This window comes from Streptomyces sp. NPDC107522, assembly GCF_055657525.1.
In genome coordinates, this window is sequence record NZ_JBVKAU010000002.1 from 742,240 (window position 1) to 762,985 (window position 20,746).

Annotated in this window: 16 protein-coding genes and 1 pseudogene; 4 read left to right on the forward strand and 13 right to left on the reverse strand. The window is 71.5% G+C overall.

Annotated features, from left to right (window positions below; translation table 11 throughout):
- Window positions 1-43 precede the first annotated feature (43 nt).
- The 4 genes from ACZ7L6_RS08630 to ACZ7L6_RS08645 form a co-directional block, all read right to left on the reverse strand.
- Window positions 44-2,275 carry a peptidoglycan recognition protein family protein gene (locus tag ACZ7L6_RS08630; RefSeq protein WP_471921801.1) on the reverse strand — a complete coding sequence of 744 codons (2,232 nt, stop codon included), beginning with the start codon at window positions 2,273-2,275 and terminating at the stop codon, window positions 44-46.
- A gap of 189 nt (window positions 2,276-2,464) precedes the next feature.
- A complete protein-coding gene (locus tag ACZ7L6_RS08635) occupies window positions 2,465-3,316 on the reverse strand; it encodes a PaaX family transcriptional regulator (protein ID WP_471921803.1) in 852 nt (283 codons plus the stop codon).
- 52 nt (window positions 3,317-3,368) lie between these two features.
- Window positions 3,369-4,748 (reverse strand): alpha/beta hydrolase family protein, encoded by a 1,380-nt coding sequence (locus tag ACZ7L6_RS08640; RefSeq protein WP_471921253.1) that lies wholly within the window; start codon window positions 4,746-4,748, stop codon window positions 3,369-3,371.
- Window positions 4,745-6,106, reverse strand: a complete 1,362-nt coding sequence (locus tag ACZ7L6_RS08645) for an MFS transporter (protein WP_471921254.1) — start codon at window positions 6,104-6,106, stop codon at window positions 4,745-4,747. Before ACZ7L6_RS08645 ends, ACZ7L6_RS08640 begins: the two co-directional genes overlap by 4 nt.
- 102 nt (window positions 6,107-6,208) lie before the next feature.
- On the opposite strand from ACZ7L6_RS08645, the gene ACZ7L6_RS08650 reads away from it, so the two are divergent.
- Together ACZ7L6_RS08650 and ACZ7L6_RS08655 are read left to right on the forward strand one after the other, a co-directional pair.
- The gene (locus ACZ7L6_RS08650) at window positions 6,209-6,901 is read left to right on the forward strand and encodes a hypothetical protein (RefSeq protein WP_471921255.1); all 693 of its coding nucleotides are present in this window, start codon (window positions 6,209-6,211) and stop codon (window positions 6,899-6,901) included.
- A 216-nt stretch (window positions 6,902-7,117) separates the two neighbouring features.
- Window positions 7,118-7,999: a PhzF family phenazine biosynthesis protein gene (locus tag ACZ7L6_RS08655; RefSeq protein ID WP_471921256.1), complete on the forward strand. Its 882-nt coding sequence runs from the start codon at window positions 7,118-7,120 to the stop codon at window positions 7,997-7,999.
- 13 nt (window positions 8,000-8,012) lie between these two features.
- Here the strand turns inward: ACZ7L6_RS08655 and ACZ7L6_RS08660 are convergent, their stop codons facing one another.
- Entirely contained in the window at window positions 8,013-8,624 is a 612-nt protein-coding gene (locus ACZ7L6_RS08660) for a hypothetical protein (protein ID WP_471921257.1), read from the reverse strand.
- A gap of 142 nt (window positions 8,625-8,766) precedes the next feature.
- On the opposite strand from ACZ7L6_RS08660, the gene ACZ7L6_RS08665 reads away from it, so the two are divergent.
- A complete protein-coding gene (locus tag ACZ7L6_RS08665; protein ID WP_471921258.1) occupies window positions 8,767-9,582 on the forward strand; it encodes a methyltransferase domain-containing protein in 816 nt (271 codons plus the stop codon).
- 56 nt (window positions 9,583-9,638) lie between these two features.
- On the opposite strand, the gene meaB is transcribed toward ACZ7L6_RS08665, so the two are convergent.
- The 7 genes and pseudogenes from meaB to ACZ7L6_RS08700 all read right to left on the reverse strand — a co-directional run bounded on the left by meaB (window position 9,639) and on the right by ACZ7L6_RS08700 (window position 18,631).
- Window positions 9,639-10,625 (reverse strand): methylmalonyl Co-A mutase-associated GTPase MeaB, encoded by a 987-nt coding sequence (gene meaB / locus ACZ7L6_RS08670; protein WP_471921259.1) that lies wholly within the window; start codon window positions 10,623-10,625, stop codon window positions 9,639-9,641.
- Window positions 10,622-12,814, reverse strand: coding sequence for a methylmalonyl-CoA mutase (scpA, locus tag ACZ7L6_RS08675; protein WP_471921260.1), 2,193 nt, complete (start codon window positions 12,812-12,814; stop codon window positions 10,622-10,624). Before scpA ends, meaB begins: the two co-directional genes overlap by 4 nt.
- A complete protein-coding gene (locus tag ACZ7L6_RS08680; protein ID WP_471921261.1) occupies window positions 12,814-14,622 on the reverse strand; it encodes a methylmalonyl-CoA mutase family protein in 1,809 nt (602 codons plus the stop codon). The genes scpA and ACZ7L6_RS08680 overlap by 1 nt, the downstream gene beginning before the upstream one ends.
- 146 nt (window positions 14,623-14,768) lie before the next feature.
- On the reverse strand, window positions 14,769-15,629 hold the full coding sequence (locus ACZ7L6_RS08685; RefSeq protein ID WP_471921262.1) for an alpha/beta fold hydrolase: 861 nt from the start codon (window positions 15,627-15,629) through the stop codon (window positions 14,769-14,771).
- A 10-nt stretch (window positions 15,630-15,639) separates the two neighbouring features.
- The gene (locus tag ACZ7L6_RS08690; RefSeq protein ID WP_433036094.1) at window positions 15,640-15,894 is read right to left on the reverse strand and encodes an EF-hand domain-containing protein; all 255 of its coding nucleotides are present in this window, start codon (window positions 15,892-15,894) and stop codon (window positions 15,640-15,642) included.
- A 316-nt stretch (window positions 15,895-16,210) separates the two neighbouring features.
- On the reverse strand, window positions 16,211-17,836 hold the full coding sequence (locus tag ACZ7L6_RS08695; protein ID WP_471921263.1) for a cellulase family glycosylhydrolase: 1,626 nt from the start codon (window positions 17,834-17,836) through the stop codon (window positions 16,211-16,213).
- A 38-nt stretch (window positions 17,837-17,874) separates the two neighbouring features.
- Window positions 17,875-18,631 (reverse strand): annotated as a pseudogene (locus tag ACZ7L6_RS08700) (cellulose binding domain-containing protein).
- Window positions 18,632-18,993: 362 nt separating this feature from the next.
- On the opposite strand from ACZ7L6_RS08700, the gene ACZ7L6_RS08705 reads away from it, so the two are divergent.
- On the forward strand, window positions 18,994-20,145 hold the full coding sequence (locus ACZ7L6_RS08705) for an FUSC family protein (protein WP_471921264.1): 1,152 nt from the start codon (window positions 18,994-18,996) through the stop codon (window positions 20,143-20,145).
- Between the two features lie 197 nt (window positions 20,146-20,342).
- On the opposite strand, the gene ACZ7L6_RS08710 is transcribed toward ACZ7L6_RS08705, so the two are convergent.
- Window positions 20,343-20,624, reverse strand: a complete 282-nt coding sequence (locus ACZ7L6_RS08710; protein ID WP_471921805.1) for a hypothetical protein — start codon at window positions 20,622-20,624, stop codon at window positions 20,343-20,345.
- Window positions 20,625-20,746 lie beyond the last annotated feature (122 nt).

The following is a 20,746-nucleotide window of genomic DNA, read 5'->3' on the forward strand; positions in this document are numbered from 1 at the left end:
CTGTCGTGACCGGCGCGGTGCCGCCCTGCGGGAAATGGTGGGGTTACTTGATGTAGACGAGGCCGTCGGTGGTGATGGTGGGTCGGCCGCTGGTGCCCACCACGACGATCTTGACGGTGTGCTTGGCGTTGGCGGCCCAGGTCCTGGTCCAGATGGCCTGCCGGTAGAGGGTGGTGGACGACTTCAGGTCGACGGTCGAGACCTTGACGCCGTCGACGTAGACGTACGCCTGGCCGGAGCTCGAGGCGCGGGAGACCACCCAGGCCGCGGAGCGACCGGTGAAGGTCCAGGTGAGCGCGGCGCCCTTGGAACCGCTGGAGTAGGACTTGCCCCCGAGGTAGCTGGTGGAGGAACGGCTCGTCCAGCTGCCGGACTTGACCGCGGAGGTCTCCTGAAGGATCACCGGTGTGTAGGAGGGGGAGGAGGCGCGGTAGTTGCCGGCGAAGTCGTAGGCCCGCATCGACCAGGTGGTCGCCGTGCCGGACTTGGCGGTGCGGCTGGAGCTGGTGGTCGTCGGGCCGAACGTGGCGGTGGTGGGAGCCAGCAGCTTCACGGAGCTCAGCGCGGCGTTGTCGGTGGCCTTCCAGCCGAGGGTGACCGGGACGGCGGTGGTGTTGACGGTGCCGGTGCGCAGGGAGAGCTTCGGGGCGGTGGTGAAGGTCGGCGCGGTCGTCTCCGCGACGGCGTTCAGCGCTGAGGTGGTCACGGTCTTGCCGGACTGGTGCACGGCCCGCACCGCGACGGTGTGGCTGCCCAGGGCCAGGGTGGTGTTCGCGGAGGTGGCGGTGCCGGAGGTCGTGGCGACCGTCTTGCCGTCGACCAGCAGCTGGAAGCTCTTGATGAGCGAGGACGGTGTGGTGGCCGTCCAGTGCACGGTGACGGCGCCCTTGGTGTAGTACGTCGAGCCCGACAGGCCCGCGCCCGCCACCGAGGTGACCTTCAGGCCCTGCACCGGGCCGGCCGCCAGCGTGCGGATGGTCGGCAGTTGGGCGTACAGGGAGTTGCCGGGGCACTGGGTGTTGTAGCCGTCGCGGTGACCGGAGATCCGGTTGAAGGTGTACTTGGTTCCCGCGGTGAAGCCGGTGGCGAAGTAGTTCTTCTGGGTCGCGCCCGCGGTGAGCTGGACGGTTCCGGCCGGGTCGGCGCCGTACTGGCCGAGCTTCCACGCGGCCACGCGGGCGACCGAGGTCAGCGCGGCGTTGGACGCGCCGGTGGAGGTGTACTCACCGAGCACCGCGATGCCCGCGGACTCCCGGTTCCAGCCGTAGGTGTGCGCACCCAGCACCGGCAGGTCGATGCCGCCCTTGCGGCCCTCGAAGACGGTGCCGCACTTGTCGACCAGGAAGTTGTAGCCGATGTCGTTCCAGCCGTTGACCTGCGTGTGGTACGCGTAGATGCCGCGCACGATCGACGCCGAGTCGGCGCAGGAGTAGTCGTTGCTGCCGTCGGTGTGGTGGACGAAGACGGCCTTGACGTCGGCGTTGTACTCCGACGGGTCCGGGCTCATCGACTCGTCCGCTCCCCAGTCGGCGCGCGAGGTGACCGGCGGCTGGGGCACGGTGGACGGCGGCGCGGACGGCGTGGTGGCCGTCGGGCTGGGCGTGGTCGACGGGGACGTGGAAGCCGAGCCGGTCGGCGTCGGCGACGCGGAGGTCGGAGTGTCCGTCGGCGTGGCGGTGGTGCCGTCCGTCGGTGTCGCGGAGTCGGCGGGCGCGCTGGTCGTGGCGCCGGGCGTCTCCTCGGCGACGAACGCGGCGGGCTCCGCACCGGTACCGCCGGCCTTGGCCTCGGCGTCGGTCACCACACCCGGGTCGACCAGATTGACCTCGAGCCCCTTGGGCAGCGCACCGGTCGTGCCGTCCTTGCGGGCGACCTGTACCTGAACGCCGTCGGAGGGGCCGACCCACAGCGGCTCGGACGCGCCGCGCACGCCGGGCTCGGGCTTCTCCAGCGGGTCGACGTTCACTTCCAGGTCCTGCCAGGCGCTCCACTCACCGCTCTCCCGGCCGCGGGTACGCACCTGCACCGTGCCGTCGAGCCGCTTGGCGGCGCCCGTCCAGGAGACGCCGAGCAGCGAGAACTGCTCGGTGCCCGTCCGCGGCAGCTCCCGCCGGTCGCTCCGAGTGCCTTTCAGCGCCAGGTCGAAGACCTTCACCGGCCGCTTGGCCCGGCCCACCGCGCCCGGATCGGCGGACGGACTCGCCACGGCGTACGTCACCACGCCCCCGCCCCCCAGGACCACCGCACCCAGTGTCAACCACGCCCGCCGCTTCAGACTCAACGGTCTGTATGCGCGCGACCCACGACGACTCACGTCGAACCCCACCCCAGTAGAAGGCCTCAGAAAAAGCTCACAGGAGCCACACCGGTCACAGTGCGGCCCAACGTGTCCAGCGCCGCGCCGCCGACGAACATCACTGCGAAGAGAGCGCTTGTGATCGATGTCACCACGGCATGGTGAGTGTCACCGCAAGGGGGTGGTCTCCAGCAGTTCGCGGGCCAACTGCCGTGCCGGCTGCGCCGTCTGTTCGGCGATGCGTCGGAAGGTCTCCTGGGCGGGGCGGGCCGGCCAGTCCGGGGGAAGGTGCCGGGCGGGCAGCCGGGGGTCCGTGCGGATGGTCGAGAGCCATTCGCTGACGAGCAGCAGCCGGGTGCCGATGGGGTCGTCCCCGGATCCGGCGTTCAGGTGGGCGGTCCAGCGCTTGTCGAAGGTGACGTAGCGGGCGGCGACGCTCTCCAGGTCCCAGGTGTCGCGGATCATCAGCTCGATGTCGGTGGCCTCGTCCGCCCGGGCGTGGAAGGTCTTGACATGGGCGCCGAGGCCGAGCTCCGAGACGATCCCGGCGACGTCGACGTTCCCCGGGGCGATCCACAACCCGCTGTACAGGGCGCCGAACCCGGACCAGGTGAGCCGGGAGCGCAGGTCGTGCCGCTGGCGTTTCCAGGAGTCGGGCAGGGAGAAGCCGAGCAGGGTCCAGGAGCCGTCCCAGTCGTCGTTGACCGCGCCCTGCTGCCAGATGCGGGTGCGGCCGTCCTCAAGGACGCGCAGGGCCTGCGGGGTCAGTCCGAAGAACATCTTGCGACCCTCGCGCCGGCGCCGCAGCAGGCCGCGGTTGACCATGCGGGTGAGGGTGGAGCGTACGGCCTGTTCCCCGACCCCGACGCGGCCGAGCACGTCGATGATGCTGCCCGAGTAGACGCAGAGGTCGCCTTCGTCCAGGACGTGGTTGCCGAAGAAGGCGAGCATGAGCGACTGGGGGCGCGGCTGCGGGCCCTCCGGGGTGTCCCGGGTGTCCGGGATGTCGTCGTCCTCCACGGTGCAGAGCGTACGACCGCCCACCGACAGCGCGGCGGGCGGTCGTACGGCGTCACTGTCGGTCGGCGGGGTGGGCAAGGTCGTACGGACGCGGGTACGGGGTCGGGCGGTAGGACACGTAGCGGGCGGGCGTGGTCGGATCGGCCGCCGTGGCACGGGAGTTGAGGGCGTGCGGGGCGGTGCCGGCCCACTTGCCCGTGTGGAGGCGGTCCTCCAGGGCGTGCAGGGCGGCGAGCTGTTCGGCCGGGCTGAAGGTGCAGTGACCGGCATGGTCGACGTACGCCTGACGGAGCAGGGCCGAGGAGCCCGCGGCGGTGACCGCCCGCTTCAGCGCGCTCTCCGCCTGAACGGGGACGAGGGCGTCGCCGGTGGTGTGGACGGACAGCTGCGGCTTGGCCGGCCTGCCCGTGAAGGAGCTCGTGCTGCTCATCCAGGCCACGGCGGCCGGGTCGGCGCTGATGCGCGGGGCGCGGTTGAGTGCGGCGAGGTCGGCGCGCAGGGACAGGCCGGCCTTCCGGTACAGCTCGGTGACCTCCTTGCGGACGGAGGACCGGCCGAGCAGCTTCGCGTAGTCGACGCCGGTGTTCCACGACATGTTGCCGCCCGCCCGGGCCTCGGCCTCCTGCCGCCAGCTGAAGGCGGGGAACTTCACCAGGCCCTTGACGGCCGTGTACTGGTTGGCCTGCTGCGCGTCCCAGTCGGTGGCGGCGGGCCGCGGCTGCGCCGGATCGTTCCAGCCCGGGATGTTGTGCAGGGCGGCGGCCAGGGCGATCCGGGCGCGTCCGGCGGGCGTCGACTGCGCCGAGTCCACCGCGACCGTCAGGGTGTTCGCCGCGTCGGCGGCGGTCTGCTGGTCCGGGAGGTCCACCAGTGGAACGTCGGCGTGGGGCGCGAGAAGAGTCTTGAGGGCGAAGACCGGGTCGAGGGTGCTGTTCCAGTTGGCGACTCCGCCGTGCACCAGGCCGCACATCGCCAGCGAGCCGTCGATCCGCGCCGGGTGGCGCTCGGCGATGGCGGTGGTGACCAGCCCGCCGTACGACTGGCCCCAGGCGATGGTCCGTCGTGCCGTGCCGAAGCGGTCGGTGAAGGCGGACAGGGTGGCGAGTTGGTCGGGGACGGCGTCCGTCACGGCCCAGCCCGTGGTGGCGTACGAAGAGCCGATCAGCGCGTAACCCAGGTCGAGGAGCCGGGACTTGGTGGTGTCGTCGGGAGCGTTCTGGGCGGGGTTGGGTGCGCCGGACGGTTGGTAGCCGTGGCTGAAGAGGAGGACGGTGCCGTTCCAGGAGGCGGGGACATCCATCACGTACGTGGCGCCGGAGGCGAGTCGGCCCTCGACGTGGCTGGGCGTCGTGGCTGACGCCGTCGCGGTGGGCAGGGTGGTGACGGCGAGCAGGAGGGCTGCCACGAAGGCGGTGCGGGTGGCGCTCGTCATGCGGTGATCTCCTCCGTGTGGGGGGTGGTGGGGAGTTCGGCCGCGGTGTCCGAGAGGGACGTACGACTCGTCTCGTGTACGAACCAGACGGTCAGGCCGGTGATGAGCGAGCCGCCGCACAGCAGCAGGGCGACGGGGGTGCTGTCGCCACTGCCGGCGACCAGGCTTCCGGCGATCATGGGGGAGAAGCCGGCGCCCACGAGGGTGGCGCCCTGGTAGCCGAGGGAGGCGCCGGTGTAGCGGACCCGGGTGCCGAACATCTCGCTGAACAGGGCGCCCAGCGGGCCGTACATCAGGGACTGGGCGATGCCGTGGCCGAGGACGACGGCGAGGACCAGTGCGCCCGGCGACTTCGAGTCGACCAGCGCGAGCACCGGGAAGGCGGTAGCGGCCGACAGGACGGCTCCGGTGAGGACGACCGGGCGGCGGCCGATCCGGTCGGAGAGCGCGGAGGCGCAGGGCAGCACGACCAGGGCGACGGCGGCGGACACCGTGAGCGCGGTGAGCACCTGCGGGCGGGGGTAGCCGATGCCGGTGGCGTACGCGATGAGGTAACTGGTCAGCAGCGACTGGGCGGTGAAGGCGCCGATGCCGACACAGCAGGCCAGCAGCACGGGACGCGGGCGCCGCAGGACGTCGAGGATCGGCAGCCGCGCCTCGGTACGGTCGTTCTTCACCTCGGCGAAGAGCGGGCTCTCCACCACCTTGAGGCGCACGAAGAGCCCGACGCCGAGCAGGACCACGCTCAGCAGGAACGGCACGCGCCAGCCCCACGCCGCGAACTGGTCCTTGGGGAGGGTCGAGACGAGGGCGACGACGGCGGCGGAAATCAGGGAGCCGAGCGGGGCTCCCATCTGCGTGAAGCTGGACCACAGGCCGCGGCGCCGCTCCCCGGCGTGCTCGACGACCATCAGGGTGGCGCCGCCCCATTCACCGCCGATGGCGATGCCCTGGACGACCCGCAGGGCGATCAGCAGGACCGGCGCCCACACGCCGATCGTGTCGTACGTCGGCAGCAGACCGATGAGGAAACTGGCGCCGCCCATCAGGCCCATGGTGAGCAGCAGCATGTTCTTGCGGCCGAGCCGGTCGCCGAAGTGCCCGAAGACGACGCCGCCGAGCGGCCGGGCGACATAGCCGGCGGCGAAGGTGCCGAACGCGGCGATGGTGCCCACGGCGGGGTCGGCGCCGGGGAAGAACAACTCGCCGAAGACGAGGGCGGCGACGGTGCCGTAGACGAGGAAGTCGTAGAACTCCACGGCGGTACCGAGCAGCCCGGAGAGGGCGACGCGGCGCAGCTGCCGGGTGCGTTCGGGGCTGGTGGACGGTGACGGTGATGCGACGGGGGACGGGGGCATCGCGGTCTCCCTTGACCGGGGGAAGGACACCGTGAAGGTAGGCTCTGTGCTTACTGCCGTCAAGAAAGTGCACAACATTGATGGCTGCATAGGATCACCGCCATGATCCGCAGCAGACTGGGCGAGCTGATCGCCGCCGGTTCCACCGATCACCTCGACGCGCGTGACAGGGCACTCCTGGAACGCCGTGCCCGCCTCAAGTCCGTTGGTGACAGGCCCTCTCCGCTGGACACCCGCGGCTGGTGGTATGCGGTGCCCGGTGCGACGTACGAAGGGCTCTTCGAGGCGCTGGGTCTGCACGACCGGTTCCCGGTCACGCTGGACGAGGGCGCCGAGGTCGAGGACCTGCCGTTCCGCGAGGATGCGCTCCCCACCTTCGTCACTCCCGAACTGGACGGCTGGCGGCTGGTCTTCGGCAACCTGCCCGACCTGGTGGGCCTCGACTGGGACGAGTGGATGGGTGCGGTGGAACGGCTGAGCGCTCACTGCGGCCAGGCGCAGATGTTCCTCGATGACTCGGCCGGGGGATCCGATGTCTGGGTGGTCGCCGAGAAGGGCCGCATCCGTCGGCTTTGCGCGGCTGAGAGCGGCGCGGAGCCGATCGGCGACCCGCTGCCCTGGGAAGAACTCGACGCCGACGACGAGAGCATGACGGGCGTGGCCGACGCCTGCGGGCGGCTGTCCGTCGATCCCGGTGCCGTGGGCAACGCCACGCGCATGCGCGGCCACGGCTGGCTCGCGCTCCACCGGCCGGGTGTCGGCCACGAGAACCTGGACGCTCTGGTGAGGCTCTGATCCGGCACGGCGATCCGGCGGTCGACCTCGCCCATACCGGCCTCTGCTGCCGGAGTGGGGGTGCCTCGAAACGGTCGCGTGGTGCAGGGCGGAGACGCCGGCCCAGGTCATTGAACGTTGCACATCCTGCCCGCCGTATCAGCTTCGGCCGTGTTCCGGCGCGACGGCAGAGGCGGGCCGGGAATCGGCGCCCCGGCGCGCTGGTTGTCGTACGGCATGACGACGAATGAGCCGGACGCCGATGTGCTGCACTACACCGCCTTCTCGTCCCACCCGGACGGCGGCAATCCGGCGGGCGTGGTGCTGGACGCCTCCGGGCTCGACGATGCCGCGATGCTGGCGATCGCCGCCCGGCTGGGATACAGCGAGTCCGCGTTCCTGACCGGCCCGCCCGAGGAATTGGGCGGGGAACCCGGGCGGACCTTCACGATTCGGTACTTCAGCCCTCGGGCGGAGGTGCCCTTCTGCGGCCATGCCACCATCGCCACCGCCGTGGCCTTGGCCGAGCGGATCGGTCCGGGGGACCTGGTCTTCGCCACGCGTGCGGGCACCGTGCCGGTGACCGTCACCGGCGACGCCGACGGCACGCTCCGCGCGACCCTGACGAGCGTGGAGCCCCGGATCGAAGAGGTCGCCCCGGAGGAACTGACCGAGGCGCTGGCGGCGTTGGGCTGGCCGTCGGACGACCTCGACCCGCGGCTGCCGCCCCGCATCGCCTTCGCCGGCGCCCGGCATCTGGTGCTGGGCGCCGGAAGCCGGGAACGGCTCGCGGACCTGTCGTACGACTTCGAGCGGCTCGCCACCCTGATGCGGAAGCTGGACCTGACGACCGTTCAGCTGGTGTGGCGCGCCGCGGACACCGTCTTCCACGTCCGCGACCCCTTCCCGGTCGGCGGTGTCGTGGAGGACCCGGCCACCGGCGCCGCAGCCGCCGCCTTCGGCGCCTACGCGCGTGAACTGGCCCTGGTGCCCCCGGAGTCGGTCCTCACCCTGCATCAGGGCGAGGACATGGGCAGGCCGGGCGTGCTGACCGTGACCCTGCACGCCGGTGACCCGAAGGTCCGGGTCAGCGGCACGGGTACGCGCATGCCCCGCTGACGGGCCCCTCGGCTCACAGGCCGTCGCGCACCATCGCGGCGACGATCTGGACGTGGCGGTCGGCCGCGGTGTTCGAGAACTCGTTCTCGTAGTTGAGCCCGTAGGGCCAGAAGTGACCGCCGCCCGTGGATATCTTGGCGCTCGCACCGTCGAACTGCCTGACGAGCGCCGTGGCCTGCCCGCCCGCCCAGGTGCCGCTCCCGCCGAGCCTCGACCAGCCCGCGCTCGTGCCCACGCCGATGGTGTGGGCGATCTCGTGCAGCGCGGTCCGCTCGGTCATGTAGCTGCGGTTGCTGCCGAAGCGGATGGTTCCGTTGATGTTGCCGTCGGCGGTGGGCGCACCCGGCTCGTAGCGGACGGTGATGGTCTTGCCCAGGTCGCTGAGGTTGTTGTACCGGGCCAGGGCGGCGTTCATGGCCCTCGTGATGAGGTCGTAGGCGCTCTGCTGGTCCTGGGTGGGGTTGGCCGCCCGCTCCAGGCTCCAGGTGATGCTTGCCGCCGCCACCCGTTCCTGGGATGCCGATGCGGTGGTCTGCGGGTCGGCCGCCTGCGCGATGCCGGGTGCGGCCAGCAGGGCGGCCGCCAGCGCGGCCACGACCGCCTTGTTGCGCCAGGGTGTGCTCATGGGAGGGCTCCTCGTGTGGGGGTGAGCGAGGGGCAAGGCGTGCGGAAAGCGCTTTCTCGAGTGGCCCGGAATGCTAATGACATGTTTTGAACATGTCAACGCAATCTCCGGCGCCGCCGCGACCCCATGCGATGATCGCCCCATGGCACGGGACGCACAGGACACTTCCGGCAAGGGATACCTCCTGGACAATCGGCAGGCCGAGGCGGGGCTGCGGTTCACCGCCCTGTCGGTGCTCTTCGACCCGTCGACCTTCCGCCACTTCGAGACGGTCGGTGTGGGCGAGGGGTGGCGATGCTGGGAGGCCGGCGCCGGTGGGCCCACCGTGCCGGCGTGGCTGGCCGCGCGCGTCGGCCCGACCGGGCATGTCGTGGCCACCGACATCAACACCTCCTGGACGCGGGAGGCCGCAGGCTTCGATGTGCTGCGCCACGACGTGGCGGCCGAGGTGCCCCCGGCCGGGGGACCCTTCGACCTGATCCACGCCCGGCTCGTGCTGGTCCATGTCGCCGGGCGCGACCAGGCCCTGCGGTCCATGGTCGAGGCGCTGCGTCCCGGCGGGTGGCTGGTGCTGGAGGACGCCGACCCGGCCTTGCAGCCCCTGATCTGCCCCGACGAGTACGGCCCCGAGCAGGAGCTGGCCAACAGGCTGCGCCGCGGCTTCCGCGAGCTGCTGCGGCAGCGTGGCGCGGATCTGGCGTACGGCCGCAAGCTGCCGCGGCTGCTGCGCGAGGCGGGACTGGTCGACGTCGAGGCCGATGCCTACTTCCCGATCACCTCACCCGCGTGCACCGTGCTGGAGGAGGCCACCGTCCACCAGGTCCGCGACCAGCTCGTGGGCGCCGGGTTGGCCACCGACGAGGAGATCGACCGGCATCTGGCGAACATCGCCGCGGGCGGTCTCGACCTGGCCACCTCGCCGATGATCTCCGCGTGGGGGCGCCGCCCGGTGGACTGAGGCCCGGAAACTCCACGATCAGGAGCAGGTCCCGGGCTGGGAAGGACCTGACGTGCTCAGGCGGACTCCGAGCTCCCGAGCGCCCCCAGAATGCGCTCGGCCGCCAGGGTGGGCGTCAACTCGCCGGCCCTGACCTGCTGTTCCAGGAGCGGGGCGACGGCCTTGACGGCAGGGTCGGCGTGCAGGCGGCCGAGGAGTTCGTCGCGGACCATGCTCCACGTCCAGTCGACCTGCTGGTCGCGGCGCTTGGTGGTGAGGCGGCCGGTGGAGTCAAGGAGAGTGCGGTGCTGTTCGAGGCGTTCCCACACGGTGTCCAGGCCGGTCGACTCGCGGGCGCTGCAACTCAGCACGGGTGGCGTCCAGTACGCGTCCTTGCCGTGCATCAGCCGTAGCGCGCCCGCCAGTTCGCGGGAGGCCGCGCGGGCGTCGCGCTCGTGCGGGCCGTCCGCCTTGTTGACGGCGATGACGTCGGCCAGTTCCAGGACGCCCTTCTTGATGCCCTGGAGTTGGTCGCCGGTGCGGGCCAGGGTGAGGAGGAGGAAGGAGTCGACCATGTTCGCGACCGTGGTCTCCGACTGGCCGACGCCGACCGTCTCCACCAGGATCACGTCGTAGCCCGCCGCCTCCATGACGATCATGGATTCCCTGGTGGCCTTGGCGACCCCGCCCAGCGTGCCGGCGCTGGGGGAGGGGCGTACGAAGGCCGCCGGGTCCACGGCCAGGCGCTCCATGCGGGTCTTGTCGCCCAGGATCGATCCACCCGTCCGGGTGGAGGACGGGTCCACGGCGAGCACGGCGACCCGGTGACCGAGCGAGGTCAGCATGGTGCCGAACGCGTCGATGAACGTGGACTTGCCCACGCCGGGTACGCCGCTGATGCCGATCCGCCGGGCCCGGCCGCTGTGCGGCAGCAGCTCCGTCAGCAACTGCTGTGCCAGCACCCGGTGTTGCGGGCGGGTGGACTCGACGAGGGTGATGGCGCGGGCCACCAGGGCCCGCTTCCCGTCGAGTACGCCCTTCACATACGCGTCGACATCGATCACAGGTCGTGCCCGAGGTCGCCCGCCAGTCGCCGCACCAGGTCGTACGCCGCGTCCGGGATCACCGTGCCGGGCGGGAAGACGGCCGCGGCGCCCATCTCCAGGAGCGTGGGCACGTCCTGGGGCGGGATCACGCCGCCGACCACGATCATGATGTCCTCGCGGCCCTCCTCGGCCAACGCCTCCTTGAGCGCCGGTACGAGGGTGAGGTGACCGGCCGCCAGCGACGAGACGCCGACGATGTGCACGTCCGCCTCGACGGCCTGGCGGGCCACCTCGGCCGGGGTCTGGAACAGCGGGCCGACGTCCACGTCGAAGCCGAGGTCGGCGAAGGCGGTGGCGATCACCTTCTGCCCGCGGTCGTGGCCGTCCTGGCCCATCTTGGCGACCAGGATGCGCGGACGGCGGCCCTCGGCCTCCTCGAAGGCGTCCACGAGGGTGCGGGTGCGGTCCACGTTCGGGGACTCTCCTGCTTCGTTGCGGTACACGCCGGAGATCGTACGGATCTGGCTCGCGTGCCGGCCGTACACCTTCTCCAGGGCGTCGGAGATCTCCCCGACGGTCGCCTTCGCGCGGGCCGCGTTCACCGCCAGCTCCAGCAGGTTGCCGTCGCCGCCGGCGGCCCGGGTCAGCGCGTCCAGCGCGTCCTGGCAGGCCCCCTCGTCCCGCTCCGCGCGCAGCCGCCGCAGCTTCTCGATCTGCTGGGCGCGGACGGAGGAGTTGTCGACCTTGAGCACCTCGATCTGCTCGTCGGACTCCACGCGGTACTTGTTGACGCCGATGACCGGCTGGCGTCCGGAGTCGATGCGGGCCTGGGTGCGCGCCGCGGCCTCCTCGATGCGCAGCTTGGGGATGCCGGCGTCGATCGCCTTCGCCATGCCGCCCGCCGCCTCCACCTCCTGGATGTGCTGCCAGGCCCGGCGCGCGAGGTCGTACGTCAGCTTCTCCACGTAGGCGCTGCCGCCCCACGGGTCGATGACCCGGGTGGTGCCGGACTCCTGCTGGATCAGCAGCTGCGTGTTACGGGCGATGCGTGCCGAGAAGTCGGTCGGCAGCGCGAGCGCCTCGTCGAGGGCGTTGGTGTGCAGCGACTGGGTGTGGCCCTGGGTGGCCGCCATCGCCTCGACGCAGGTGCGCGTGACGTTGTTGAACACGTCCTGCGCGGTCAGCGACCAGCCGGAGGTCTGCGAATGGGTCCGCAGCGAAAGGGACTTGGAGTTCTTCGGGTCGAACTGCTTCACCAGCTTCGCCCACAGCAGGCGCGCCGCCCGCAGCTTGGCGATCTCCATGAAGAAGTTCATGCCGATCGCCCAGAAGAAGGACAGCCGGGGCGCGAACGCGTCCACGTCCAGGCCCGCTTCACGGCCCGCCCGGATGTACTCCACGCCGTCCGCGAGCGTGTAGGCCAGCTCCAGGTCGGCCGTCGCGCCCGCCTCCTGGATGTGGTAGCCGGAGATGGAGATGGAGTTGTAGCGGGGCATCCGCTGCGAGGTGAAGGCGAAGATGTCGGAGATGATCCGCATCGACGGCTTCGGCGGATAGATGTACGTGTTGCGGACCATGAACTCCTTGAGGATGTCGTTCTGGATGGTCCCGGCCAGCTTCTCGGGCGGTACGCCCTGTTCCTCGGCGGCGACGATGTACAGCGCGAGCACCGGCAGCACGGCGCCGTTCATCGTCATCGACACGGTCATCTTGTCCAGCGGGATGCCGTCGAAGAGCTGCCGCATGTCGTAGATCGAGTCGATCGCCACGCCCGCCATGCCGACGTCACCGGTCACCCGCGGGTGGTCGCTGTCGTAGCCGCGGTGCGTGGGCAGGTCGAAGGCGACCGAGAGGCCCTTCTGGCCGGCGGCGAGGTTGCGCCGGTAGAAGGCGTTCGACTCCTCGGCCGTGGAGAAGCCCGCGTACTGACGGATCGTCCACGGCTGGTTGACGTACATCGTGGAGTACGGGCCCCGCAGATACGGGGCGGCACCCGGGTAGGTGCCCAGGAAGTCCAGGCCCTCCAGGTCCTGCCCGGTGTACAGCGGCTTGACCGGGATGCCCTCCGGGGTCTCCCACAGCAGGTCGTCCCCACCGGCCGCCCGCTTGACGGCCGTACGCCACTCGTCGGCGCCGCCGTCGGCAGCGGGCGTCCCCAGCTCGATCCCGGAGAAGTCGGGGATGGAGGGGCCAGAAGGGGCGGTCATCAGGACACTCCCATGCGGTCAAGGGTGGCGGACAGGACGGCGACGGCGTCACAGCCCGCGAAGACGTACGCGTCGACACCGGCGTACTCGCCGGGACGGCCCGCCAGGAACACGTGCGAGGCACCGGCGGCCTTCAGCTCGGCGGCCACGGTCGCCGCCTGCTCCTCGTACAGGGCGTCACTGGAGCACAGGCAGACCTCCGTGGCACCGCTGTCCTCGAACGTGCCCTCGGTGACGGGCTCGATGCCACCCGCCTGGAAGAGGTTCGAGGCGAAGGTGAGGCGTGCGGTGTGGGCGGCCGCCGGTCCCAGGGCGGCCAGGAAGATCCGCGGGCGGGAGCCCGTCGCGGCGAGGTGCGCGTCGGAGCGGGCGCGCAGCTCCTCGTACGCCTCGTCGCGGCGCACACGCGGCAGCCCGCCGGACGGGGGCTCGGGCGCGGGCTGCCGCTCCACGGGCTTCTCCGCCAGGTGCGGGAACTCGCTGACCCCGGTGACGGGTTCGCGCCGCTTGGCCAGCTTGGTGCAGCGGGCCTTCCAGGTGTCGGCGAGGTCCTGCCCGAGCTGCCCCGAGCGAAGGGCGCTCGCGAGGCCGCCGCCGCGCTCGATCCGCTGGAAGAACTCCCAGCCGGCCTGTGCGAGTTCGTCGGTGAGACGCTCCACGTACCAGGAGCCGCCCGCGGGGTCGATGACCCGGGCCAGATGCGACTCCTCGATGAGGATCGTGGAGGTGTTGCGGGCGATCCGCCGGGCGAACCCGTCCGGCAGACCGAGGGCGTGGTCGAAGGGCAGCACGGTGACCGACTCTGCGCCACCCGCCCCGGCGGCCAGCGTGGCGATGGTCGTGCGCAGCATGTTCACCCACGGGTCGCGGCGCGTCATCATCACCGGCGAGGTCACGGCGTGCTGGAGCTGCGCCCCCGCCTGTGCGGCACCGCAGACCTCGGCGACTCGGGCCCACAGCCTGCGCGCGGCCCGCAGCTTGGCGATCGTCAGGAACTGGTCGGCGGTCGCCGCGTACCGGAACTCCAGCTGCCCACAGGCCTGTTCGACGCTCAGCCCCGCCTGGGTGAGCTCCCGCAGATACGCGACTCCGGTCGCCAGCGAGCAGCCCAGCTCCTGTGCGGCCGAGCCACCGGCCTCGTGGTACGGCAGCGCGTCCACGGTCAGCGCCCGCAGTCCCGGGTACTCCTCGGCGCACAGCCGCGCGAGACCGGCCACCGCCGGGAAGCCGTACGACTGCCCGGTCCGGGCCTCGTGGCCGAGCGGATCGGCGCCCAGGTTGCCGCGCGCCGCGTCCTTGGCGACGCCGCGCTCCTCGTACAGCCGCAGCAACTCGCGTGCGGCGGGCTCGACATCGCGGCCGGCGTCGAGGACGACGGGCGCCAGGTCGAGGTAGACGCCCTCCAGGGTCGGGCCGAGCGACGACACCGGGATGCCGCCCTCGCCGACGGCCAGCCACAGCGAGGTGACGCCGTTCTCCAGGTCCCCCAGGACCGCGGCGCCGTCGGCCGTGGTGTGCCGTTGGCGTACGTCCCAGCCGCCGACCGTGTTCCCCTCGGCGCGGCTGCCGCGTACGAAGGGGGCGAATCCGGGCAGGCCGGGGTCGGGCGCGGCATCGTGCGCTGTGTACAGAGGCCGGGTGCGCAGCCCGTCCTCCAGCGCGGTGGACAGGGCTTCCTCGGCCTGGGCTCCCTCGACGTCCTTGCCCGACTTGCGCAGCACGCCCGCAACAAGGCGCTGCCACTGCTCGTGGGACACGTCAGGGAACTCGGCGGCCAGCTCAAGCCCGTCGTCAGGCAGGACCGTCATGCTCGGATGCTAGGCCAGAGGCGCAAAGGAGCAGCAGGGGGGACGGCTGTGACCTTGCCCTCTCCGTGGCTGTGACCTCGGCCTCTTTGTGTTCCGAAACCCTGAATTGCGCTGTGCGGCGCGGTGTTCCGGGCGGTCGCCACCCGTCAGGATCCGGCCAGAGGTCCGGCGAGTTCGCCCAGGAGCCGGGCCGCCGGTGCCGGGTCGGTCAGCCACTTCAGATGGCTGCCCTCGAGAGTGCGCACGTCGTACGGGTTGTCCGGGGTCAGCGTGTCGCCCTCGCGGATCAGCCGGTCCTGGAGGGCGAGCGGCAGGCTCATGTCGTCGGTCAGACGCACATAGGTCTTCGGGACGCGGCCCCAGGTCGCGGCCTGCGCCCGGTCGGCGGAGGAACCGACGTCCAGGTTCTCGTCGGGCTGGAAGGTGCTGAGGAAGGCCAGGAGCTCGTCGTCGGTGCCGTCGGCGAGGAGGGCCGCCTTGAAGGCCGCGAGGGCGTCCGGATCGGAGGTGCGGAAGTTGACGCGGAGCAGGCCCAGTTCGGCCGGGTTCCCGGCCATTGCCCGGGCCAGGGAGGCGGCGTCGACCGTGGCCATCTCCGGCTCGGCGTAGTAGTCGCCGACGTCGAGGTCGACCGGGCACCAAGATGCGACGTAGACGATGCGGTCGATGAGGTCCGGGCGTGCGTTGGCCGCGGCGGTGGCGGTGATGCCGCCGCGACTGTGCGAGACGAGGATCACGGGGCCGTTCCGCCTGGCCCGCTCCAGGATCCCGATCAGGTGCGCGGCGTTGTCGGCGAGCGTGACGCCCTTGATCGCGCCGGGCGCGGTGGCGAGCCCTTCGGGGTCCTGGGGCGCCTGATAGGCGCGCGGGTAGGTGGCGCCGAATCCGTGGCCGGGCAGGTCCACCGCGACCGAACGGTGCCCGAAGAGGCCGAGTTCGGCCTGGAGCGGTGCGAAGGAGAAGGAGTTCGCGAAGGAGCCGTGGACCAGGACGAACGTCGGATGCATGTGCCCCCTCTCAGGACCAGCCGAAACGACGGTCCACGACCGCCGCGAACTCCTCCAGGGTCAGCACCTCGTCCCCGTTCTGGTCGGCGGCGTCGAACAGTGCCGAGGAGGCGTCGTCGTCGCCCACGCCCCAGAACGGCAGATCTCCCGACGCGGCCAGAGACGGGCCCTTCGTCCGCAGGGCGGTGATCACCTCTATGCGGGTCAGTGTCCCGTTGTGGTCGAGGTCGAGCGCCTCGAACAGTTTGCGGGCCTTGTCACTCATCGTGTCACCTTCGTTCCTGTCGGCAGGCGAACCCGCCCACCCCCGTTACCGGACAAGAACGCCTCCGAGCCCCCTCAGGTTCCCTCGCCGCCCGGATCACCCGAATCATCCGCATCGGGCGAAGCGGCATCAGCGGCGGCTGACCTTCGAGACCGGCCGGAGAGCTGCGGGCGACGGTCTGGATCAGCGCTCCGGAGACGCCGAAAGCGGCGCCGACCAGCAGGCCCGTCACCTCTGTGCGACTGACGACGTGCGCTGCCTTGACGCCCTGAGCCGACAGGACGCCAAGGAGACGCATCGCGTGGGCCGTTCAGCTCTACGAGCAGGTGGAGCCGTTCAGCGTGAAGGCCGCGGGGTTCGGATTCGTGCTGCCCTTGGTGGCCGTGAAACCCAGGGTGACGGAGCCCGCCGGGGCGATCGTCGCGGTGTACGAGGCAGCGGCGACCGAGACGTCCGAGCCGCTCTGGGTCGCGGTGCCGCCCCACAGGTTGCTGATGCGCTGGCTGTCGGGGAAGGTCCAGCGCAGCGTCCAGCCGTTGATGGCCGAGCTGCCGGTGTTGCTGATGACGATCTCGCCCTGGAAGCCGCCGGGCCACTCGTTCGTCACGCGGTAGGCCACACCGCAGGTCGCCGGTGTACCGCCGGAGGCCGTCGTGACCGTCACCGTGCCGGAGCGCTGCGAGCGGTTGCCGGCGGCGTCACGGGCGTAGACGGCGAAGGTGTACGAGGTGGCCGGGGCGAGGCCGGTGACGGTGGCGGACGTACCGGCCGTGGAGGTGACGGCGCTTTCGGTGCCGCCGCTGACCCGCACCACGTCATAGCCGGTGACGCCGGTCCCGTCACTGGCGGCGCCCCAGGCCAGCTTCGCCGACGACGAGGTCACCTCCGCGGCGGTCGGTGTCCCGGGCGCGGTCGGGGGAGTGGTGTCGCCCCCGCCCGAGGCGTAGACCGTGGCCTCCTTCGAGGTGGCGGCGATGCCGTTGGCGCCGTTGAAGACCCGCTGGCCCCAGGAGCTGAGCCGCGCGGGGTCGAAGTCGATCGCCAGGTCGAGGATCGGGTCGGTGTTGCCGCTCCAGGACCAGGCCAGGTAGCCGAGCTCGAGCTGCTGCGCGGCGGCCATCATGGTGTCCTCGTCCGGGTCGCCGTACTGGTCGGGCGGGCCTCCGAACTCGCCGATGAGAATGGGCAGTTTCGCGCCCACGAAGGCGTTCAGGTAGTCGGTGATCTCCTGGGCGGTGTCGTAGACGCTGTACATGTGGATCGAGAAGATCAGGTTGCCGGTCGGGTCGGCGTTGTGGACGGACTGGGCGTTGGCGCGCATGACGCCCTGCCAGTCCTGACCCCAGTTGGGCGCGTCCACCATGATCGTGTGCGTGAATCCGGCGCCCCGCAGCTTCTTCACGGCCGCGATCGTGGGATCGGTCCAGCCGGCGGGGTTGGTGTTGCCCCAGGGCTCGTTGCCGATGTTGATGATGACGTAGTTCTCCTGGCCGGTGAGCACGTCCTTCAGGCCGATCCAGTAGTCGGCCGCGTGGTCGAGGGTCCCGGCCGCGGCCTCCTCCCCGTAGCCGGTGGTGTCGTGCACCTCCAGCACGCAGATGAGCCGGTTGGCCTTGCACCGGTCGATGACGGCCGCCACGTCCTCGGCACTGTTCTTCGTCCAGCGGTGGCCGTCGGAGAGGACGACGCGGACGGTGTTGGCGCCGAGCGCCTTGACGTCGGCCAGCGACTGCGTCTCGCCCGGGTACCAGGTGTGGGCGTGGTTGACGCCACGCATCACGAAGTGGTTGCCGTTCGCCTCCAGCAGCCGGCCGTTCTGGATGTGGAGGCCGGTGGCCGCCGCCTGGGCGGGCGTCGCGAAGGAGAGCAAGGGGACGAGCAGGCCCAGGAGGGCGGCCACGACGGCGGCCAGTCGTGGGGCGGTGCGGGTGTGCGATCTCATGGCGGCTCCGCAGGGTGGGATGGATGGGTGACGGTGCGTCAGGGCGAGGCGGTGCGTGCCGTGCAGGTGACAGTCGCCGACGGGGCGCCGGCCGTTGCCGGGTCACTGGCGATGAAGCCGAAGGCGGCGCTCGCGCCGGGAACGAGGGTGCCGTTCCAGGCGGCGTGGGAGACGGTGGCCGTGCCGTCCGACGCCGTGGCGAGGATGCCGTTCCAGACCTGGGTGAGGCGGGCGCCGGCCGCCCGTGCGACCGTCGCGGTCCAGCCCGAGACGGGGGAAGCGGACGTGTTGGTCACCGTCACCTCGCCCTGGTACCCCCCTTGCCAGGCGGACACGGCACGGAAGGATGCGGTGCAGGCTGGCGGGTCGCCCGGATCACCGGGATCGCCGGGATCACCAGGATCACCGGGGTCTCCGGGATTCCCCGGGTCCGCGTCGAGCAGCGCGGTCAGGGCGGGATACCAGCGGGCGGCGATCTTCTCGTCGCCGGAGGCGCTGGGATGCACGCCGTCATAGGTGTCGGTGGCCGTGTCGAAGCCCGTCCACATGGGTGAGGATGCCGACGAAGTCGATGTCCGTGTGTCCGGTGGCCTGCAGCCGGTTCCACAACAGCGCACGCCGGCAGCCGGGCGAGCCGGTGATCGAATCGCCCAGCGGCATGATGCGCACGGCGTCCGCCGCCGCTGTCGCGGCTGCGGCGGGCGGGGCGAGGGTCACCCCGACGGGCAGGAGCAGGGTCGTCAGCAGGGCGAGAAGCGGAATGATCCGCAAGGGTAAGAGGCGGGTGCTGCGCATGGTGGTCCCTTCCCTGGATGAGGTGGGAGCGCTCCCATGCGACATCAAGCCATCCTTGTCATTGACGCGTCAAGGTGTCGGCGGGGATGCGTCGGCCTTGGCTAGGTGCTCGGCCCTCCGGCTCGGCGTCGGTACTCGGCGTCCCGCTCAGCGTCGGTACTCGGCGTCCCGCTCAGCGTCGGTACTCGGCGTCCCGCTCGGCGTAGGGACTCGGCGTCCCGCCCGGCCGGCCAGGGCGCGGTAGGAACTCGGTCGTTTCGCTCGGCGCCGGAACTCGGGCGTCCTCCTCGCCGTAGGGGCTCGTCCCCTCGGCGTGATGATGAGGGGGAATCCTTCTGGGCACAGGTGGCACTTGGCTTGGGATGCGAGGGATTCGAGGGGCAGTGCTGGGTGCCCGGCGCCGTGGCAGGGCGGCGGGAGAGACGGTACGGCGGGCATGGGAGGAGCCGGGCCGTGAGCGGGATCTGGCGGTGCAGGCGGTCAAGGCGGCTCTGGCGGCGTGTGTGGCGTGGGCCGTGGCGGGCTGGTGGCTCGAGGCGCCGATGGCGTTCGTCGCGCCCTGGGTGGCCGTCGTGCTGGTGGAGTCGACGGTGTACCGGTCGATCGCGCACGGGCTGCAGCAGCTGGCGGCCATCGCCACCGGGACGGTGGTGGCGACAGGCGTCGTGCTGATGGTGGATTCTCCGTTGGGGGCGATGGGCCTGGTGCTGCCCGCGGCGGTGCTCCTCGGGAACTGGCGGCGCCTGGGCAGCCAAGGGATCTACGCGGCCACGGGCGCCTTGTTCGTCCTGACCGGCGGCCCGGTCACGGTCGCTGGGTCGGCGGCCCGGATCGCGGAGGCGGTCTTCGGCGCGGTGGTGGGCATCGCGGTCAATGCGCTGATCCGGCCTCCGGTGTATCTGCGCAGCACCCGCGCCGCGCTGGAGGACGCGGCCTGCGAGGCGCGGGAGATCCTGGACGCGGTGGCCGACCGGCTGGCTGCGGACGAGTGGGATGCCCATGCGGCCGGTTCCCTGCACGAGCGTGCGCTGCGCCTCTGCCGTCTGGTGGACCAGGCGCGCGCCGCGGTCGGCTGGAGCCGGGAGAGCCTGTGGGCAAACCCCCGCCGCGGTCGCGTGATATCGCCGCCGGGGCAGGACTACGACGACGCGATCACCGTCCTCGACTACGTGGCCGTCCACACCACGGGCGTGACCCGGCTGGTGCTGGAGGCCTGTGACGGCGACGGGAAGAAACCCCAGCCGGGCACGCACGTCACCAAGCCGTACGCGGAGTTCCTCCGCTGCAGCGCCCGCGCCATACGGCTCTACACCCGGAGCCGGTTCGCCCCGAGCGGGCAGGACGAGCAGGCGGACCAGGAACTGCGCGAGGTCGTCGAAGACCTGGTGCGCAACCTGGACGACCTGCGGCAACGGCTGCACGGCGCGATGCCCGCCGATCCCGATGTGCTGGCGACCTACGGCACGTTGCTCACCCAGGCGCGCCGGCTGGCCGACCAGCTGGTCAGCCACTGACCGTGCGATGCATGGGGGGGGCGCCCGCCGGCGTTGACCCCTGCGGCGAGCGGTGCGCGTGTATGACGTGCCAGAACGGGCCGGAACGGGTGCTCGCAGGGCGGCCCGTGTCCGTCGATGCAGGGCTCGCAGCCATGGACGGACAGTGATACGCCGCGCCGGGTGGCGTGTCTTCTGCTCGGCTCGCGGCGTGCCCGCTAGGGGCGCGGATCGGTCCGCTGCCAGCCCCGGCGGGCGCCCCGGCCGCGCGGTCCCGCGGCGGCGGCACAGCGAGGGCACACCCGCCGGACGGCGTCGGCCGCACCGCCTGAGTCGGGCAGGATGTCGGCCCGTTCGACGGCGTGGAACCGGGCCAGCTGCGATCGGTGCAGGGCCAGGCCGCACGCGGTCTGGTTCATGCCGGGTTCCCAGGCGTGCACTTCTCCGGCAGGCAGCCATCGCCCGTCGTCCTCGTCCCACCAGCGGTTGGAGGCGGCCACCGCATAGCGCCGTTTTCCTGCCGCGATTCCCCAGGCGCCCTTCTGGATCGAGGTCGTACGACGGGAGGACGCGCAGGGCAGGGGCTGCGGGTCCCGCCCGCCCCGCGGATACCGCACGGCGG

What these genes read in the sequence shown, in the direction of transcription:
- ACZ7L6_RS08685 (WP_471921262.1), bottom strand. Translation starts at nt 15,629, where the DNA reads ATGCATCCGACGTTCGTCCTGGTCCACGGCTCCTTCGCGAACTCCTTC.
- ACZ7L6_RS08655 (WP_471921256.1), top strand. Translation starts at nt 7,118, where the DNA reads ATGACGACGAATGAGCCGGACGCCGATGTGCTGCACTACACCGCCTTC.
- ACZ7L6_RS08680 (WP_471921261.1), bottom strand. Translation starts at nt 14,622, where the DNA reads ATGACGGTCCTGCCTGACGACGGGCTTGAGCTGGCCGCCGAGTTCCCT.
- scpA (WP_471921260.1), bottom strand. Translation starts at nt 12,814, where the DNA reads ATGACCGCCCCTTCTGGCCCCTCCATCCCCGACTTCTCCGGGATCGAG.
- ACZ7L6_RS08665 (WP_471921258.1), top strand. Translation starts at nt 8,767, where the DNA reads ATGGCACGGGACGCACAGGACACTTCCGGCAAGGGATACCTCCTGGAC.
- ACZ7L6_RS08690 (WP_433036094.1), bottom strand. Translation starts at nt 15,894, where the DNA reads ATGAGTGACAAGGCCCGCAAACTGTTCGAGGCGCTCGACCTCGACCAC.
- ACZ7L6_RS08650 (WP_471921255.1), top strand. Translation starts at nt 6,209, where the DNA reads ATGATCCGCAGCAGACTGGGCGAGCTGATCGCCGCCGGTTCCACCGAT.
- ACZ7L6_RS08640 (WP_471921253.1), bottom strand. Translation starts at nt 4,748, where the DNA reads ATGACGAGCGCCACCCGCACCGCCTTCGTGGCAGCCCTCCTGCTCGCC.
- ACZ7L6_RS08705 (WP_471921264.1), top strand. Translation starts at nt 18,994, where the DNA reads ATGCGAGGGATTCGAGGGGCAGTGCTGGGTGCCCGGCGCCGTGGCAGG.
- ACZ7L6_RS08660 (WP_471921257.1), bottom strand. Translation starts at nt 8,624, where the DNA reads ATGAGCACACCCTGGCGCAACAAGGCGGTCGTGGCCGCGCTGGCGGCC.
- ACZ7L6_RS08695 (WP_471921263.1), bottom strand. Translation starts at nt 17,836, where the DNA reads ATGAGATCGCACACCCGCACCGCCCCACGACTGGCCGCCGTCGTGGCC.
- ACZ7L6_RS08645 (WP_471921254.1), bottom strand. Translation starts at nt 6,106, where the DNA reads ATGCCCCCGTCCCCCGTCGCATCACCGTCACCGTCCACCAGCCCCGAA.